Consider the following 16,419-nt stretch of genomic DNA (forward strand, 5'->3'; position numbering starts at 1 on the left):
ATTAGTGCGTGCATTCGCGGTTCCGATCAGGGACGATTGGCGCAACGGACGTCGGTGATCCGGCCGGCGTCGACATGGTGTAGGGCTGTGTCCGACACCGGTCGGCGGTGGCGAGTGTGACTGCCGCTTGACCGGGAGGGTGACGCGATGCCTGACATACGACCCACGGTGGGCTCCGGCGCGCTGGTTCTCAACGCCACCTACGAGCCGCTGTGTGTCGTGTCGGTACGCCGTGCCGCGATCCTCGTGCTCTCCGCCAAGGCGGTCTGTGTTGCCGACGGCGAGGGCATCCTGCACAGCGCACGCAATGCGCTCCCGGTGCCCTCCGTCGTCCGGCTCACCCGGTTCGTCCGGGTGCCGTACCGCACCCACGTCGGCCTGTCCCGGCGGGCGATCTTCGCCCGGGACGGCTGGCGGTGCGCCTACTGCCGAGGCCCGGCCGAGACCATCGACCACGTCTTCCCGCGCAGCCGGGGCGGTCGGCACGCCTGGGAGAACGTGGTCGCCGCGTGCGCCCGCTGCAACCACAGCAAGGGCGACAAGACCCCGGCCGAGATGGGCTGGCGGCTGCACTCCCCGCCGGCCCCGCCGCGCGGGATCGCCTGGCGGGTGCTCGGGCACCGCGCCCCCGACCCGCGCTGGGCGGACTGGCTCGACCTGCGCGAGCCCGAAGCCGCCTGAGCCGCCCGGCCGAAGCCCGAGTCGCGCCCGGCCGAAGCCGCCTGAACCATCCGGCCGGTGCCGCCTGAGCCGAGGCCGGTGCCGCCTGAGCCGAGGCCGGTGCCGCCTGAGCCGAGGCCGGTGCCGCCTGAGCGGCGTCCCCGAGTCGCGCCGCCTGCGAAGTCCGATGTCGGCCGACCACAGGCGGGTCAGCGGGCCTGCACCAGCGAGGCGAAGACGATCACGTTGTCCGCGTAGCCGGTCTCGCCGCCGACCCAGCGCCCACCGCAGGTGATCAGCCGCAACTGGGGCCGGCTGAAGTCGCCGAAGACGTCGTCCGCCGGCAACTGCTCCTTGTCGTACCGGCCGACCCGCTCGACCTCGAACACCGCCACCGAGCCGTCGGAGCGGGCCACCTCGACCCGGTCACCGGACCGCAACTCCCGCAGGTCCTGGAAGACGGCCGGGCCGGTGCTGGTGTCCACGTGCCCCACGATGACGGCCGGGCCGTACTGCCCGGGGGTCGGGCCCTGGTCGTACCACCCGGCCTCCTGGGCCCGCTCGGCCGGCGGGGCGGCGACGCTGCCGTCCGGCGCGATCCCGACGTTGTGCACCGGTGCGGTCAGGTCGATCTTGCTGATCTCGATGCGGACCGGCTCGCTCGCCGACAGCATCGGGTAGTCCTTCGGCGGACGGGCCAGCCCGGCGATGAACCGGTCCGGCAGCAGGTTCACCCCGGTCAGCCGCTCGACGCCGAGCATCGTGACGATCAGCAGCATCAGCGCGCCGATCACCAGGACCGGCACCCCGGGAGTGGGGCGGCCGAATCGCCGGTACCGGCCGACCTGTCGACCCCGTGGCGGCAGCGGCGGGGTCGCCGGGTCGGGCGTACTGACGCTGGCCGACCCCATCTGCGCGGTGACCCGGCCCAGCCGACCCCACGCCGTGCCCACCACCCGTCGCCAGGCGCGAGGCACCCGACGGGCGGTGGTCCGGCGTGGGCCCGGACCGGGTTCCGGCGCGGGTACGCGAGGGCCGCTCATCGCGACAGCGGGTCAGGAACCGGCCCGACGCCGGCTGCTGACCAGCCCGAACACCACCACTGCGGCCACCGTGGCGGCGCCGCCGAGTAGCAGCATCGAGCCGGTCCCGCCGCCTGCGGTGCCGCCGCCACCGGTCGCCGGTCCCTTGGTGGGCTGCTCCATGTTCAGCACGGTCAGCGTGGTGTGGGCCGTCTGACCGTTCTCGCAGCGCAGGTTGACCGGGTAGTCGCCGGCCTGCTTGTCGCTCGGCACGGTGACGTCCCCGGTGAGGAAGCCGTTGTCCGGGCGGAGGAAGACCTGACGGAACGCGTCCGAGGTCACCTCGGCCTGCCGGTTGTTGGCGTTGTCGCAGCTCGCCTTGAGGTGCACCCGGGAGCCGGCCTGCACGCTGTTCGGCGTCACCTCGATGAAGGTGTTCTCGCCCGCCCGCGCGGGCGCGGCGCCGACCAGGACGAAAGCCCCGATCAAGACGAACGCGCCGAACAGTCGGACGATGGTCGACGGGTACGGAAGCAGACCCCGCATGATCCTCCCTCCCGGCACCGGTGCACCGGTCCTGCTGGGGCGACCCGCGGCGCATTCCCCCTGCCGGGGCGGCTAACCCGACAGCGGGGTGACCGGCTGCCAGCCCAGCGGAGTGGAGAGGACCATCGTGCTCGACGGCTGCCCGTACGGGGCGAGTCGGTCGATGACCGCCTCGAACTCCCCGATCGAGGAGGCCGCGACCTTCAGCACGCTGCACGCGTCGCCGGTGATCCGGTGGATCTCCAGGATCTCCGGCCAGTCGGCGACCTCGGGGACGTGCAGGATGCACCGGGCGCCGTAACAGGACATCCGAATCAGCGCCACCACGTTGCGACCGGCCCGGGCCAGGTCGACGTGGGCGTGGTAGCCGGTGACCACGCCGGTCTCCTCCAGCCGCCGGACCCGTTCGGCGACCGCCGGGGGCGACAGGTGCACCCGCCGGGACAGCTCGCTGAACGACAGTCGCGCGTCGGCCTGCAGCTCACGGAGCAGGGCCCAGTCCATCTCGTCCACGCGGCGACCTTACGTCCGGCAACCGAACTGCTGCCAGTGCCTTTCGTTCGGCAGGTCGACCTGCGTAACCGCCGTTGAAGAGGCATTCCGTCCGGCGATCAGACCGCGAGATCATGTCTGGACCGACGCCAGGAAGGAGCGGACGCATGGAGCAGACGGAGCTGCGCCCGGGTACCCGGGCGGCGGTACGTCCGGTCACCGGCCGCCAGCGCGCGGCCCGCGCCGCGCGTAACGGCGGCGAGCCGACGCTGGAGTTCGCCGAGCGGGTGCCGTACGACGCGTACGTGCAGGCCAGCACGCTGCACCGGTTGCAGCAGCCGCTGAGCGACGACCCGGGCGAGATGTCGTTCCTGATGGTCAGCCAGATCATGGAGCTGTACTTCGGCCTGACCTGCCACGAACTGCGCGACGCCGCCCGGCTGGTGCACACCGACCGGGTCTGGGAGGCGCTCGCCCCGCTGCGGCGGGCCGCGCTGCACCTGGAAGGGCTCAACGCCGCCTGGCGGGGGCTGCGCTGGATGACCCCGGCCGACTTCAACCGCTTCCGCAACCTGCTCGGCGAGGGCTCGGGCTTCCAGTCGGCCATGTACCGCCACCTGGAGTTCCAGCTGGGGCTGCGCGACCCGGCGCTGATCCGGCCGTTCCGCCGGCAGACCGAGGTGCACGCCGAGCTGACCGCCGCCCTCGACACGCCGAGCGTCTGGGACGAGGTGGTGGCCCTGCTCGCCCGGCACGGCCACGAACTGCCCGCCGACCTGCTGGAGCGGGACGTGGCGGTCGAGCACGAGCCGCACCCCGCCGTCGAGGCGGCCTGGGTGCGGATCTATGCCGACTCCGGCCCGGACAACCACCTGCGGATGCTCGGTGAGGCGCTGACCGAGGTCGCCGAACAGTTCGGCGACTGGCGGCACCACCACATCAAGGCGGTGCAGCGCACCATGGGCGCCAAGGTCGGCAGCGGCGGCTCCGCCGGGCTGGCCTGGCTGCAACGCAGCATGGCCCGGGTGGTCTTCCCCGAGCTGTGGTCCGCCCGTACCGCGATGTGAGGCGACGATGACGACGAACGAGGCCGAGGCGCCACGCCTCGGCGAGGCCGAAGCCCTCCGGCTGGACGCCACCGACCCCGGACACCGGCACCTGTTCCACGTGCCACCGGCCGACGGTGGTCACCATCCCGAGGCGGCCTACCTGGCCGGCAACTCGCTCGGCCTGCAACCCCGGGCCACCCGGGACGAGTTGCTGGCCGACGTGGACGCCTGGGGGCGGCTCGGTGTCGAGGGGCACCTGGAGGCGGAACGACCCTGGCTGCCGTACCACGAGCTGTTGACGGCCCCGGCCGCGCGACTGGTCGGCGCCCTGCCCACCGAGACCGTGGTGATGAACTCGCTCACGGTCAACCTGCACCTGCTGATGGTCAGCTTCTACCGGCCGCGCGGCACGCGGACCCGGATCGTCATCGAGGACAGCGCCTTTCCCTCGGACAGCTACGCGGTGCGCAGCCAGGCCCGGTTCCACGGCCTCGACCCGGACACCACCGTGGTCCGGCTGACGCCGCGACCGGGCGAGGACACCCTGCGCACCGAGGACGTCACCGCGTTCCTGGCCGCCGAGGGGCACACCGTCGCGCTGCTGCTGCTCGGTGGCGTCAACTACCTCACCGGCGAGCTGATGGACATCCCGGCGATCACCGCCGCCGGCCGGGCCGCCGGTGCGGTCGTCGGGTGGGACCTGGCGCACGCCGCCGGCAACGTGCCGCTGTCGCTGCACGAGTGGGACGTCGACTTCGCGGCCTGGTGCTCGTACAAGTACCTCAACTCCGGACCGGGCGCGCTCGGCGGGGTGTTCGTGCACGAGCGGCACCACGGCGACACGGACCTGCCCCGCTTCGAGGGCTGGTGGAGCACGGCGGCGGCGACCCGCTTCGAGATGACCCCGGTCAGCCGTCCACCGTCCACCGTGGAGGCGTGGCAGATCTCCAACCCGCCGATCTTCTCGATGGGGCCGGTGCGTACCTCGCTGGAGCTGTTCGACGCAGTCGGGATGCCCGCGCTGCGCGAGCGCAGCCTGCGGCTCACCGGCTACCTGGAGCGGCTGCTGGACGAGGTGACCGCCGACCGGCCGCTGACCGTGATCACCCCGCGCGACCCGGGTCGCCGTGGCTGCCAACTCTCGGTCAGACTCGGCGAGGGCAGCGCCAGGGAGCTGACCAAGCGGCTCCGGTACGAGCACGGAGTGATCGCCGACGCCCGGGAGCCGGACGTCGTCCGGTTCGCCCCGGTGCCGCTCTACTCGACGTACCACGACTGCTGGCGGGTCGCCGACGCGCTGGCCGCCACCGTTGGGAGAGCTGGATGAACCGGGAACGCGACGAGATCGCCGTGGTCGGCGCCGGGCTGGCCGGCTGTCTGCTGGCCTGCTTCCTGGCCCGCCGGGGCTATCCGGTGGCGCTGTACGAGCGGCGGCCGGACCCGCGTACCGGGACCGTCGAACGGGGTCGGTCGATCAACCTGGCGCTCTCCGAGCGCGGGCTCGACGCGCTGCGCCGGATCGGGCTCGACGAGCAGGTGATGGCCGACGCGCTGCCGATGCGCGGCCGGATGGTGCACCCGGTGCTCGGTGAGCCCGGCTTCCAGTCGTACAGCGTCTCCGGCGACCGGGCGATCAACTCGATCAGCCGGGGTGCGCTGAACAACGCGCTGCTGGAGGCCGCCGCGAAGCTGCCCGGCGTGCGGATCGCCTTCGACCACCGGCTGGTCGGCCTGGACCCGGACACCGCGCGGATGACCTTCGAGACCCCGCAGGGCGCGGTCACCGCGGACGCGCGCGTCGTCCTCGGCACCGATGGCGCCGGCTCGGCGGTACGCGGACAACTACTCGAACACGGCCTGCTCACCGAGAGCGTCGACTTCCTCGACTACGGCTACAAGGAACTGAGCATCCCGCCGGCCGGTGGTGACTTCGCCCTCGACGAGGGTGCGCTGCACATCTGGCCGCGCGGCACCTCGATGATGATCGCGCTGCCCAACCCGGACCGCTCCTTCACCTGCACGCTGTTCTGGCCCACCCACGGCACCGCGAGCTTCGCCTCGCTGGGCAGCAAGGCGGCGATCGAACGGCACTTCGCGCAGCACTACCCGGACCTGCTGCCGCTCGCCCCCGACCTGGTCGACGACTACCAGCACAACCCGGTCGGCGTACTCGGCACGGTGCGCTGCGACCCGTGGCAGGTGAACGGGCGCGTCGGCCTGCTCGGCGACGCGGCGCACGCCATCGTCCCGTTCTACGGCCAGGGCGCGAACTGCGCCTTCGAGGACGTGGTGGAGCTGGACCGCTGCCTGTCCGAGTGCGACGACGACTGGTCCGCCGCGCTGCCGCTGTTCCAGCAGCGCCGTCAGGGCAACGCCGAGGCGATCGCCCGGATGGCACTGGCCAACTTCGTGGAGATGCGCGACAAGGTCGCCTCGCCGGTGTTCCGGACCCGCAAGAAGGTCGAGCACGCCCTGGAACGGGCGCTGCCCGGACGGTACGTCTCCCAGTACGAGATGGTCTCCTTCTCCACCGTCCCGTACGCGCAGGTGCGCCGCCGGGTGCGCCGGCAGTACCAGGTGCTCGGCGCGGTGGCCGCCGGTGTGCTGGCGGCGGTGGCCGGTGCGGCGGTGGCGATCGGGCGCGGGAGACGTCGATGACCCGCTGGGATCCCCGGTTGATGACCGGGCACGCGCCGGACGGCCCTGTCCTGCTGCGCAACTTCGTCGGCGGCGAGTTCCGCGACGAGGGCGCCCGCTTCACCCGACGGAGCCCGGTCACCGGCGAACCGGTCTTCGAGGTGGTCGAGGCCGGCGCGTCGGTGGTGGACGACGCGGTGGCGGCGGCCAGGGCGGCGCTGCGCGGGCCGTGGGGTCGGATGGGGGAGCGGGAACGCGCCGAGGTGCTGCGTCGGGTCGCCGACGAGTTGGAGCGCCGCTTCGACGACCTGGTCACCGCCGAGGTGGCCGACACCGGCAAGGCCATCTCGCAGGCCCGCACCCTGGACATCCCGCGTGGCGCGGCCAACTTCCGGGCCTTCGCCGAGATCGTGGCGACCGCGCCGACCGAGTCGTTCACCACGGTCACCCCGACCGGCGGCCGGGCACTCAACTACGCGGTCCGCAAGCCGGTCGGCGTGGTCGCGGTGATCGTGCCGTGGAACCTGCCGCTGCTGCTGCTCACCTGGAAGGTCGCACCGGCCCTGGCCTGCGGCAACGCCGTGGTGGTCAAGCCCAGCGAGGAGACCCCCGCCTCGGCCACGCTGCTCGCCGAGGTGATGGCGGCGGCCGGTGTGCCCGAGGGTGTGTTCAACCTGGTGCACGGCTTCGGTCCTGGTTCGGCCGGGGAGTCCCTCACCCGGCACGCGAGCGTGGACGCGATCACCTTCACCGGGGAGTCCGCCACCGGCAGCGCCATCATGCGCGCCGCCGCCGACGGCGTGAAGGCGGTCAGCTTCGAGCTCGGCGGCAAGAACGCCGGGCTGGTCTTCGCCGACGCCGACCTGGACGCGGCGGTCGCCGGTTCGGTCCGGTCCAGCTTCACCAACGGCGGCCAGGTGTGCCTCTGCACCGAGCGGATCCTCGTGCAGCGGCCGGTGTTCGAGGAGTTCACCGAGCGGCTCGCCGCCCGCGCCGCCGAGCTGGCGTACGGCTGGCCCGCCGACGAGGCGACCGTGAACATGCCGCTGATCTCGCACACTCACCGGGACAAGGTGCTCGGTCACTACGACCTGGCCCGCTCCGAGGGGGCGCAGGTGCTGACCGGCGGCGGGGTGCCGCAGTTCGGCGACGCCCGAGACGGTGGCGCGTACGTGCAGCCGACCGTCCTGACCGGGCTCGCCCCGGACGCCCGCACCAACCGCGAGGAGATCTTCGGACCGGTGGTGCACGTCGCGCCCTTCGATACCGAGGACGAGGCGTACGAACTGGCCAACGGCACCGAGTACGGCCTGGCGGCGACCGTGTGGACCCGGGACGTGGGTCGGGCGCACCGGGCCGGCGCCCGGCTGGACGCCGGCATCGTCTGGGTCAACACGTGGTTCCTGCGCGACCTGCGTACCCCGTTCGGCGGGGTGAAGGCGTCCGGCATCGGCCGCGAGGGCGGCGTGCACTCGCTCGACTTCTACTCCGAACTCACCAACGTCTGCGTGGACCTCTCATGACCGTTGACTTCGATGCTGTTGGCCGGGAGCTGATCGAGGCTCGGGCAAGTGGGAAGCCGTGCCCGCCGCTGCGCGGGCGGCTGCTGCCCGAAGGGGACGTCGAGGCGGCGTACCGGGTGCAGCAGATCCAGGTACGCGAGTGGCTGGCGTCCGGCCAGCGCCGGGTGGGCGCGAAGGTCGGGCTGACCTCCCGGGCGGTCCAGGACGCGTTCGGCGTGTACGAGCCGGACTTCGGTGTGCTCACCGACGTCATGGCGGTGCCCGACGGGGCCGAGATCGCCCTGGACCGGTTGCTCCAGCCCCGGGTCGAAGCCGAGATCGCCTTCGTGCTCGGCGCCGACCTGCCCGACGCCCGGGTCACCACCGTGGACGTGGTGCGCGCCGTCGACCACCTGCTGCCGGCCATCGAGGTCGTCGACTCCCGGGTGGCCGGGTGGGACATCTCCATCGTGGACACCGTGGCGGACAACGCCTCCAGCGGGCTGTTCGTGCTGGGCACCTCGCCGCGTCGGGTGAGCGACGTCGACCTGCGGCTGGCCGGGATGGTGTTGGAACACGCCGGGGAACCGGTGTCGGTCGGTGCCGGGGCGGCCTGCCTCGGCAACCCGCTGCACGCGCTGGCCTGGCTGGCCGGCACACTGGCCCGCGCCGGTGACCCGCTGCGCGCCGGTGACGTGGTGCTCTCCGGTGCGCTCGGTCCGATGGTGCCGGTGACGCCCGGCGCGACGTACGAGGCACGTATCTCCGGGCTCGGTTCGGTCCGGGCCTGCTTCGCGAAGGAGGCGTCCTGATGGCCGGGGTGGCGGTGATCGGGTCCGGCAACATCGGCACCGATCTGATGATCAAGGTGCTCCGCTCAGGCGGTGACGCCGACGGCGGCGCGGCGGGCCTGCGGATGGTGGCGCTGGCCGGCATCGACCCGGCCTCCGACGGCCTGGCCCGCGCCCGCCGCCTCGGCGTGGCCACCACCGCCGAGGGCGTGGACGGGCTGGTCGCCATGCCCGAGTTCGCCGACGTCGACCTGGTCTTCGACGCCACGTCGGCCGGCGCGCACCGACACAACGACGCGGTGCTGCGAAGCCACGGGCGCACGGTGGTCGACCTGACCCCGGCCGCCATCGGCCCGTACGTGGTGCCGCCGGTCAACCTCGACGAGCACCTGCACGAGACGAACCTGAACATGGTGACCTGCGGTGGGCAGGCGACCGTGCCGATCGTCGCGGCGGTCCGCCGGGTCACCCCGGTGGCGTACGGCGAGATCGTCGCCTCGATCGCCTCGCGGTCCGCCGGTCCGGGCACCCGGGCCAACATCGACGAGTTCACCGAGACCACCTCCCGGGCGATCGAAGTGGTCGGCGGCGCGGAACGCGGTAAGGCGATCATCGTGCTGAACCCGGCCGAGCCGCCGCTGCTGATGCGGGACACCGTCTACTGCCTCTGCCCCGACCCGGACGCCGATCGGGCCGCCATCGCCGAGTCGGTCGCCGCGATGGTCGCCGAGGTGCAGGAGTACGTCCCGGGCTACCGCCTCAAGCAGGACGTGCAGTTCGACCGGGTGGACGCGTACGTGCCGACGCTGGGGCGGCACCTCACCGGCGTACAGGTGACGGTCTTCCTGGAGGTCGCCGGTGCCGGGCACTACCTGCCCGCGTACGCCGGGAACCTGGACATCATGACCTCGGCCGCCCTGCGGACCGCGCAGCGCCTGGTCGCCCTGCGCGCCGAGGGGGTGCGGGCGTGACCACGACGAGCGCGAAGAGTCCGGTGAACGAGCTCTACATCCAGGATGTGACGTTGCGCGACGGCATGCACGCCGTCGCGCACCGGTACACCGTCGACCAGGTCCGCACCATCGCCGCCGCGCTGGACGCCGCCGGGGTGGCCGCGATCGAGGTGGCGCACGGCGACGGTCTCGCCGGTTCCAGCGTCAACTACGGCCACGGCGCGGCCAGCGACGCCGACTGGATCGCGGCGGCGGCCGAGGTGATGACCACCGCGAAGCTGACCACCCTGCTGCTGCCCGGCATCGGCACCATCGCCGACCTCAAGGCGGCCCGCGCGCTCGGCGTGACCAGCGTCCGGATCGCCACCCACTGCACCGAGGCCGACATCTCCGCCCAGCACATCTCGTGGGCCCGCGAGAACGGCATGGACGTCTCCGGCTTCCTGATGATGTCGCACATGAACGACCCGGCCGGGCTGGCCGCGCAGGCCAAACTGATGGAGTCGTACGGGGCGCACTGCGTCTACGTCACCGACTCCGGCGGCCGGTTGCTGATGTCCGACGTGGCGCAGCGCGTCGACGCGTACCGGCAGGTGTTGGAGCCGACCACGCAGATCGGCATCCACGCGCACCACAACCTCTCGCTGGGAGTGGCCAACAGCGTGGCGGCGGTCGAGCACGGGCGCGTCGTCGGCGCCGACGCGGTCGGCCCGGACGCCCCGCACGGGCGGACCGTCCGGGTGGACGCCTCGCTCGCCGGAATGGGTGCCGGTGCCGGCAACGCGCCGCTGGAGGTCTTCGTCGCGGTCGCCGAACTGCACGGCTGGAAGCACGGCTGCGACGTGTTCGCGCTGATGGACGCCGCCGACGACATCGTCCGCCCGCTCCAAGACCGGCCGGTCCAGGTGGACCGGGAAACCCTCTCCCTCGGCTACGCCGGGGTCTACTCCAGCTTCCTCCGGCACGCCGAACGGGCCTCCGCCCGATACGGCGTGGACGTCCGCTCCATCCTGGTCGAACTCGGCCGGCGGCGGATGGTCGGTGGGCAGGAGGACATGATCGTCGACGTGGCGCTGGACCTCGCCGGGCAGGAGAAAACATGATCGCGCCGGACATCGCGCAGATCGCGGCGACACTGGACCGGGCGGCCGACACGGCCACCGCCGTACCGCAGGTCGCCGCCGAGGCCGGTCTCGACGTCGACGCCGCGTACGCGGTGCAGGCCGCGCTGGTGCAGCATCGGCTCGACCGTGGCGAGCGGCTGGTCGGGCTGAAGATGGGGCTCACCAGCAAGGCGAAGATGGCCCAGGTCGGTGTGGACGAGGTGATCTGGGGACGGCTCACCGACGCGATGCGGGTCCCCGACGGCGGCACCGTCGACGTGACCGGCTTCATCCACCCCCGGGTCGAACCCGAGGTGGCGTTCCTGCTGGACCGGCTACCCGAACCCGGCGAGCCGGTCGGCGACTTCACCGACGCGGTCCGCGCGGTCGCCCCGGCGATCGAGCTGATCGACAGCCGGTACGCGAACTTCACGTTCTCGCTTCCGGACGTCATCGCCGACAACACCTCGGCCGGCGCGTTCGTGATCGGCCCCTGGTCGCCGGTGCCCGACGGGCTGGAGAACCTCGGCGTCCTGCTGGAGATCGACGGACGAGTGGCCCAGGTCGGCTCGACGGCGGCCATCCTCGGCGACCCGCGTCGGGCCCTCGACGAGGGCATCCGGCTGGCCGGTCGGCACGGCGTACGGCTGCGGGAAGGGTGGGTGTTCCTGGCGGGGGCGGCTACGGCGGCGGTGCCGTTGCGGGCGGGGGTGCGGGTGCGGGCGGTTGTGGAGAAGCTTGGTGGGGCTTCGGTTCGGGCTGGGTCGTGATGTCTGTGGTTTTGAGTTCGGGCGGTGGTTGCGCGGTGGGGGTTCCGGGCAGCCCGCCCGGCTCCGGGCGGTCAGGCTTGATCCCTGCGCCGGTCGGGCTGCCCGGAACCCCTGACGTGGCTGGCGTTCGCGTTGCTCCGCCCGGTGAGTTCGTGGCTGGGGTGGCTGGCGTTCGCATCGCTGCGCCGGGTGGGGGTTCGGCTGGGGTGGCTGGCGTTTGCGGGACTGCGCCGGGTGGGGTCGTGGCGGGGGCGGTTGGGGTTCGTGGGTCTCGGCCGGGTGGTCGGAGTGAGTTGGTGGGGGTGGGGTGTGGGGGCTGAATCGGGGCGGGTGGTTTCCGGGAAGGCGGTGCCTCGGGGGGCCTTTCCGCATGTGAAGGTGGCCGGGGGGTTCGTGTTCGTGTCCGGGACGTCGTCGCGGCTGCCGGACAACAGCTTCGCCGGCGTGTCGGTGGACGAGTTCGGGACCACCGACCTGGACATCCGGGTGCAGACGCGCGCGGTCATCGAGAACATCGGTGACCTGCTGCGATCCGTCGGCGCCGAGTTGACCGACCTGGTGCAGGTGACGTCGTACCTGGTCAACATGAATGATTTCGGTGGGTACAACCAGGTGTGGGCGGAGTTCTTCGACGCCACCGGTCCGACCCGGACGACCGTGGCCGTGCATCAGTTGCCGCATCCCCACCTGCTGATCGAGATGCAAGCCGTGGCCCTGCTTCCCGGAGGAGGTAGTCGTGAGTGAGATCGCCGAGCCGTTCAGCTTTCCCGGCTGGATCGCCGACAACCAGCACCTGCTCAAGCCGCCGGTCGGTAACAAGGAGATGTTCCCCGGCTCCGACGACTTCATCGTCATGGTGGTGGGTGGGCCAAACCAGCGCACCGACTTCCACGTCGACCCGTACGAGGAGTTCTTCTATCAGGTCAAGGGCAACATGCACATCAACCTGATGACCCCGGAGGGACCGCGTACGGTGCACGTGCGCGAGGGTCAGATGTGGATGCTGCCGCGCAACACCCCGCACTCGCCGCAGCGACCCGAGGCCGGCTCGATCGGGATGGTGGTGGAGCGGGTACGCGCCGAGGGGACGCTGGAGAAGTTCCAGTGGTACTGCCCCGAGTGCGGGCACAAGGTGCACGAGGTCGAGTTGCAGGTCCGCGACATCGCCGCCGACCTGCCGCCCGTCTTCGGCGCCTTCTACGCCGACGAGGCGGCCCGGACCTGCGAGCGGTGCGGCACGCTGCACCCGGGCAAGGGCTGACGATGGCGGCACCCACCGTGGTGGACGTGCACACCCACGTCGTACCCAAGGGATGGCCGGACCTCGCCGCGGCCTGCGGCGGGTCCGGCTGGCCCTGGCTGCGGGTCGACTCGGAACGCGCGGCCATGATCATGGTGGGGGAGACCGAGTTCCGGCCGGTCGGCGCCGAGTGCTGGGACGCGCCGACCCGGCTCGCCGACATGGCCGCCGACGGGGTGGACGTGCAGGTGGTCTCGCCCACGCCGGTGTTCTTCGGCTACGACCGCCCGGCCGAGCAGGCGGTCCGGGTGGCCCGGATCTTCAACGACCTCACCCTGGAGGTCACCTCGGCCGGCGGCGACCGGCTGCTGCCGTTCTGTCAGGTGCCGTTGCAGGACCCGGACGCGGCCTGCGCCGAACTGGACCGCTGCCTGGCGGCCGGGCACGTGGGCGTGGAGATCGGCAACCACGTCGGCGACCGGGACCTGGACGACGCCGGCATCGTGGAGTTCCTGACCCACTGCGCTGAGGTCGGCGCGCCGGTCTTCGTACACCCGTGGGACATGCCCGGCGGGCCCCGACTCGACCGGTGGATGGCGCGCTGGCTCACCGGCATGCCCGCCGAGACACACCTGTCGGTGCTGTCGATGATCCTCGGCGGGGTCTTCGACAGGGTGCCGCCGACGTTGCGGATCTGCTTCGCCCACGGCGGCGGCAGCTTCCCGTACTGGGTGGGGCGGGCCGACAACGCCTGGCACCGCCGGGGCGACCTGGTACGCGGTGCCTCCGCCGCCCCGCCCAGCAGCTACCTGGACCGGTTCTACGTCGACTCGGTGGTCTTCTCCACCCCGGCGCTGCGCCTGCTGGTCGACACCATGGGCGTGGACCGGGTGCTGCTCGGCAGCGACTACCCGTACCCGCTGGGCGAGCGTCCGGCCGGCCGGGTAATCCACCAAGCCGACTTCCTCACCGACACCCAACGCGCCCGCCTGCTGGCCGGCAACGCCCTGCACTTCCTGCAAGGAAGGGCACCTTATTAACGCCTCGTGCATAGCAGGGGTCCCTTTTTAACACCAAGCCCCGCCGGTGCCGTCGGCACCCAGCGCTCGGCCTGCCTCCGGCACTCGGTGCTCGACACCCAGCGCCCGGGCGCGTTCCGGCGCGTGACGGGTGCGAGCGGCGGACCGGCGCGGCAGGATGACGACATGGCCGAGCCGCACGACCTGACCGCGCTGGAGCAGGCCGCCGCGATCGGTCGCGGCGAGCTGACCAGCCTGGACATGGTCGAGCACTACCTGCACCGGGTCGACGCCCTCGGCGACACGGTGGGCGCCTTCGTCACGGTCACCGCCGAGTCGGCGCGCGAGGCCGCGCGGGCCGCCGACGCCACCCCGGCCGACCGGCGGGGACCGCTGCACGGCGTGGCCACCGCGATCAAGGATCTGACGTTGACGGCCGGCGTGCGGACCACCTTCGGCTCGGCCGCCTTCGCCGACCTGGTCCCGCCGGTCGACGTCGACGTGGTGCGGTTCGTCCGGGCGGCCGGCCTGGTCAGCCTCGGCAAGACCACCACCTCCGAGCTGGGCTGTTCGCTCTATTCCGAGGGGCTGGTGGCCCCGCCGGCCCGTAACCCGTGGGACCTGGCGTACACCGCCGGCGGCTCCAGCGGCGGTGCGGCGGCTGCGGTGGCGGCCGGGCTGGTGCCGGTGGCGCAGGGCTCCGACGGCGGGGGATCGGTACGCATCCCGGCGTCCCTGTGCGGTCTGATCGGCTACAAGCCGAGCCGGGGCGTGGTCTCCGGCGGTCCGCTCGGCTCCGGCGCGTTCGGGCTGCCCACCAGCGGCCCGATCGGCCGTACCGTCGCCGACGTGGCCGCCCTGCTCGACGTGCTCGCCCAGCCGGTGCCCGGCGAGCCGTACCTGCCGCCACCGCCGCCGGCCGGCGGCTACCTGGGCGCCGCCCGCGCCGCCGCCCCCGGACGGCTGCGGGTGGGCCGGTTCACCGCGCCGATGCTCGCCGACGAGCCGGTCCACCCGGACTGCGTCGCCGCCGTGGACCGGGCCGTGACGCTGCTCACCGCCGCCGGTCACCAGGTGGTCGAGGTGCCACCGCCACTCGGGCCACAGGTCTGGCCGCTGTTCGAGGTCGTCTGGTACGTCCTCGCGCTCGCGCCGGTGCCGCCCGAGCGGGAGGCCGACCTGCTGCCGTTGACCCGCTTCCTGCGGGCCCGGGGCGGCGGGATCTCCGCCGGCACGCTCAGCGCCACACTCGGCGAACTCCAGGCGCAGGTACGCCTCGGCGCGCGCCGCACCGCCGACTGTGACCTGCTGCTCTGCCCCACGTTGGCGGCCCCGCAGGCACCCGTCGGCTGGTTCACCGAGGGCCGTACGCCGGAGGAGGATTTCGACCTGCAACGGCGCTTCTCCCCGTACTGTGCCGTCTTCAACGTCACCGGCCAGCCTTCGGTCTCGTTGCCGGTGGGGGTGACCGCAGAGGGGTTGCCGGTCGGGGTGTTGCTGACCGGTCGGTACGGCGACGACGCGAGACTCATCGCGACGGCTGCGCAACTGGAGGGTTCGAGTGGCGGGTGGGATCGCCACCCGCCGGTCTGGCGGGGCGTGGGCTCCGCTAACGTGAATGGCAGCGGAGTCGGGAGGTCACTGCGGTGACCCGCCACCCGGCCCGGTCGAAGTTCTCTCTTTCCGCCTGGGGGCGTTGGGATTGTCTGTAACCGACACCTTGCTGGTCTTCGTCGGCATCCCGGTAGCCGTCGTGCTGGTGATCGCCGGCCTCGTCTACGCGGGCAGCCGCAGCGGTAGTGGCGGCGGCGGTGCCAAGCGTTACCGGCCCGGCCGACCCTTCAGCTTCACGCCGGTGTGGTTCCTCGGCAAGCCGGAGGAACTGGCCGACTCGGCCGGCACCGCGCTGGCGGCGGGGGCACAGGCGCCCGCGCTGAGCAGCCGCAAGCAGGAGCAGGCCGGCGTCGAGGCGCCGGCCGGTGGGACCGGAGGCGCAAGTGACCGTTGGTGAGAAGCAGCCCGAGACCGGTACGGGCACCCCGCCCGACGTGCTCGACGGCCCGTTCTCGACCCGCCAGCTGCTGCGCATCGACGAGGCGCTGCGCCTGGCCGACCAGACCACCGGCCTGACCTTCTCGGTCTTCGTGGGTGGCCTCGACGAGCCGGTCCGCGAGCACGCCGAGCGGCTGCACCGGCAGCTCGCCGACCCCGACCGTTCGGTGCTGATCGCGGTCTCGCCGAACCAGCGGCAGTTGGAGATCGTCACCGGACGGCACGCCCGCAAGCGGGTGCCGGACACGTACGCCAAGATCGCCGCACTGTCGATGGTGGCCTCGTTCGGCGGCGGTGACCTGGCCGGCGGCATCATCCAGGGGCTCGACCAGCTCTCCCGGTACGCTGGCAACGCCTGACCGTTCGGCTACGACGAAGCCCGGCCCCACCTCAGGTGGGACCGGGCTCTCTCGTGTCCGAGCGGGGTGCCGCGCCCGTGGGGGGGGGGGGGGGGGCCCCCCCCCGGCCCGGGGGGGGGGGGGGGGGGGGGCCCCGCGGGGGGGCCCGCCCGGCCCCCCCCCCCCCCCCCCACCGCACGCAAGGGGTCAGCGCCGCCCGCGCTGCTTGCGCTCCGCGGCCGAAC

Annotated in this window: 18 protein-coding genes; 15 read left to right on the plus strand and 3 right to left on the minus strand. The window is 72.7% G+C overall.

What is annotated here, in order from left to right; translation table 11 throughout:
• Positions 1–147: 147 nt before the first annotated feature.
• Entirely contained in the window at positions 148–681 is a 534-nt protein-coding gene (locus ACIBO1_RS31190) for an HNH endonuclease (RefSeq protein ID WP_131056270.1), read from the plus strand.
• A gap of 188 nt (positions 682–869) precedes the next feature.
• Here ACIBO1_RS31190 and ACIBO1_RS31195 read toward each other — a convergent pair whose 3' ends face one another.
• The 3 genes from ACIBO1_RS31195 to ACIBO1_RS31205 form a co-directional block, all read right to left on the minus strand.
• The gene (locus ACIBO1_RS31195) at positions 870–1,703 is read right to left on the minus strand and encodes a class F sortase (protein ID WP_396752737.1); all 834 of its coding nucleotides are present in this window, start codon (positions 1,701–1,703) and stop codon (positions 870–872) included.
• Positions 1,704–1,715: 12 nt separating this feature from the next.
• Positions 1,716–2,228: a hypothetical protein gene (locus tag ACIBO1_RS31200; RefSeq protein ID WP_396752739.1), complete on the minus strand. Its 513-nt coding sequence runs from the start codon at positions 2,226–2,228 to the stop codon at positions 1,716–1,718.
• A gap of 72 nt (positions 2,229–2,300) precedes the next feature.
• Positions 2,301–2,741, minus strand: coding sequence for an Lrp/AsnC family transcriptional regulator (locus tag ACIBO1_RS31205; protein WP_396752741.1), 441 nt, complete (start codon positions 2,739–2,741; stop codon positions 2,301–2,303).
• Positions 2,742–2,887: 146 nt separating this feature from the next.
• On the opposite strand from ACIBO1_RS31205, the gene ACIBO1_RS31210 reads away from it, so the two are divergent.
• The 14 genes from ACIBO1_RS31210 (at position 2,888) to ACIBO1_RS31275 (ending at position 16,195) form a co-directional block, all read left to right on the plus strand.
• On the plus strand, positions 2,888–3,787 hold the full coding sequence (locus ACIBO1_RS31210; protein WP_396752743.1) for a tryptophan 2,3-dioxygenase: 900 nt from the start codon (positions 2,888–2,890) through the stop codon (positions 3,785–3,787).
• Positions 3,788–3,794: 7 nt separating this feature from the next.
• The gene (kynU, locus tag ACIBO1_RS31215; protein ID WP_396752745.1) at positions 3,795–5,096 is read left to right on the plus strand and encodes a kynureninase; all 1,302 of its coding nucleotides are present in this window, start codon (positions 3,795–3,797) and stop codon (positions 5,094–5,096) included.
• The gene (locus tag ACIBO1_RS31220; RefSeq protein ID WP_350700274.1) at positions 5,093–6,427 is read left to right on the plus strand and encodes an NAD(P)/FAD-dependent oxidoreductase; all 1,335 of its coding nucleotides are present in this window, start codon (positions 5,093–5,095) and stop codon (positions 6,425–6,427) included. The genes kynU and ACIBO1_RS31220 overlap by 4 nt, the downstream gene beginning before the upstream one ends.
• A 20-nt stretch (positions 6,428–6,447) precedes the next feature.
• Entirely contained in the window at positions 6,448–7,929 is a 1,482-nt protein-coding gene (locus tag ACIBO1_RS31225) for a 2-hydroxymuconic semialdehyde dehydrogenase (RefSeq protein WP_396752760.1), read from the plus strand.
• Positions 7,926–8,720, plus strand: a complete 795-nt coding sequence (locus ACIBO1_RS31230; RefSeq protein WP_396752748.1) for a 2-keto-4-pentenoate hydratase — start codon at positions 7,926–7,928, stop codon at positions 8,718–8,720. The genes ACIBO1_RS31225 and ACIBO1_RS31230 overlap by 4 nt, the downstream gene beginning before the upstream one ends.
• Positions 8,717–9,670, plus strand: a complete 954-nt coding sequence (locus ACIBO1_RS31235; protein ID WP_396752762.1) for an acetaldehyde dehydrogenase (acetylating) — start codon at positions 8,717–8,719, stop codon at positions 9,668–9,670. Before ACIBO1_RS31230 ends, ACIBO1_RS31235 begins: the two co-directional genes overlap by 4 nt.
• A gap of 23 nt (positions 9,671–9,693) precedes the next feature.
• Positions 9,694–10,755 (plus strand): 4-hydroxy-2-oxovalerate aldolase, encoded by a 1,062-nt coding sequence (gene dmpG, locus ACIBO1_RS31240; protein WP_396752764.1) that lies wholly within the window; start codon positions 9,694–9,696, stop codon positions 10,753–10,755.
• Positions 10,752–11,525, plus strand: a complete 774-nt coding sequence (locus tag ACIBO1_RS31245) for a 2-keto-4-pentenoate hydratase (protein ID WP_396752750.1) — start codon at positions 10,752–10,754, stop codon at positions 11,523–11,525. The genes dmpG and ACIBO1_RS31245 overlap by 4 nt, the downstream gene beginning before the upstream one ends.
• 279 nt (positions 11,526–11,804) lie before the next feature.
• A complete protein-coding gene (locus ACIBO1_RS31250; RefSeq protein WP_396752766.1) occupies positions 11,805–12,269 on the plus strand; it encodes a RidA family protein in 465 nt (154 codons plus the stop codon).
• A complete protein-coding gene (locus tag ACIBO1_RS31255) occupies positions 12,262–12,786 on the plus strand; it encodes a 3-hydroxyanthranilate 3,4-dioxygenase (RefSeq protein WP_396752752.1) in 525 nt (174 codons plus the stop codon). The genes ACIBO1_RS31250 and ACIBO1_RS31255 overlap by 8 nt, the downstream gene beginning before the upstream one ends.
• A 2-nt stretch (positions 12,787–12,788) precedes the next feature.
• Positions 12,789–13,805, plus strand: coding sequence for an amidohydrolase family protein (locus ACIBO1_RS31260; protein WP_396752754.1), 1,017 nt, complete (start codon positions 12,789–12,791; stop codon positions 13,803–13,805).
• Positions 13,806–13,970: 165 nt separating this feature from the next.
• Positions 13,971–15,434, plus strand: a complete 1,464-nt coding sequence (locus tag ACIBO1_RS31265; protein ID WP_396752755.1) for an amidase — start codon at positions 13,971–13,973, stop codon at positions 15,432–15,434.
• A 70-nt stretch (positions 15,435–15,504) separates the two neighbouring features.
• Positions 15,505–15,795 (plus strand): hypothetical protein, encoded by a 291-nt coding sequence (locus ACIBO1_RS31270; protein ID WP_396752768.1) that lies wholly within the window; start codon positions 15,505–15,507, stop codon positions 15,793–15,795.
• Complete coding sequence (locus tag ACIBO1_RS31275; RefSeq protein ID WP_350700443.1) at positions 15,782–16,195, plus strand: DUF5130 family protein; 414 nt, start codon at positions 15,782–15,784, stop codon at positions 16,193–16,195. Before ACIBO1_RS31270 ends, ACIBO1_RS31275 begins: the two co-directional genes overlap by 14 nt.
• The last annotated feature ends 224 nt before the right edge of the window (positions 16,196–16,419 follow it).

This window comes from Micromonospora sp. NPDC049903 (assembly GCF_044460945.1).
GTDB lineage: Bacteria > Actinomycetota > Actinomycetes > Mycobacteriales > Micromonosporaceae > Micromonospora.

Bases quoted from the DNA above. Each gene is read 5' to 3' on its own strand.
- ACIBO1_RS31190 (WP_131056270.1), top strand. From the start codon at position 148: ATGCCTGACATACGACCCACGGTGGGCTCCGGCGCGCTGGTTCTCAAC.
- ACIBO1_RS31195 (WP_396752737.1), bottom strand. From the start codon at position 1,703: ATGAGCGGCCCTCGCGTACCCGCGCCGGAACCCGGTCCGGGCCCACGC.
- ACIBO1_RS31200 (WP_396752739.1), bottom strand. From the start codon at position 2,228: ATGCGGGGTCTGCTTCCGTACCCGTCGACCATCGTCCGACTGTTCGGC.
- ACIBO1_RS31210 (WP_396752743.1), top strand. From the start codon at position 2,888: ATGGAGCAGACGGAGCTGCGCCCGGGTACCCGGGCGGCGGTACGTCCG.
- kynU (WP_396752745.1), top strand. From the start codon at position 3,795: ATGACGACGAACGAGGCCGAGGCGCCACGCCTCGGCGAGGCCGAAGCC.
- ACIBO1_RS31220 (WP_350700274.1), top strand. From the start codon at position 5,093: ATGAACCGGGAACGCGACGAGATCGCCGTGGTCGGCGCCGGGCTGGCC.
- ACIBO1_RS31225 (WP_396752760.1), top strand. From the start codon at position 6,448: ATGACCGGGCACGCGCCGGACGGCCCTGTCCTGCTGCGCAACTTCGTC.
- ACIBO1_RS31230 (WP_396752748.1), top strand. From the start codon at position 7,926: ATGACCGTTGACTTCGATGCTGTTGGCCGGGAGCTGATCGAGGCTCGG.
- ACIBO1_RS31245 (WP_396752750.1), top strand. From the start codon at position 10,752: ATGATCGCGCCGGACATCGCGCAGATCGCGGCGACACTGGACCGGGCG.
- ACIBO1_RS31260 (WP_396752754.1), top strand. From the start codon at position 12,789: ATGGCGGCACCCACCGTGGTGGACGTGCACACCCACGTCGTACCCAAG.
- ACIBO1_RS31265 (WP_396752755.1), top strand. From the start codon at position 13,971: ATGGCCGAGCCGCACGACCTGACCGCGCTGGAGCAGGCCGCCGCGATC.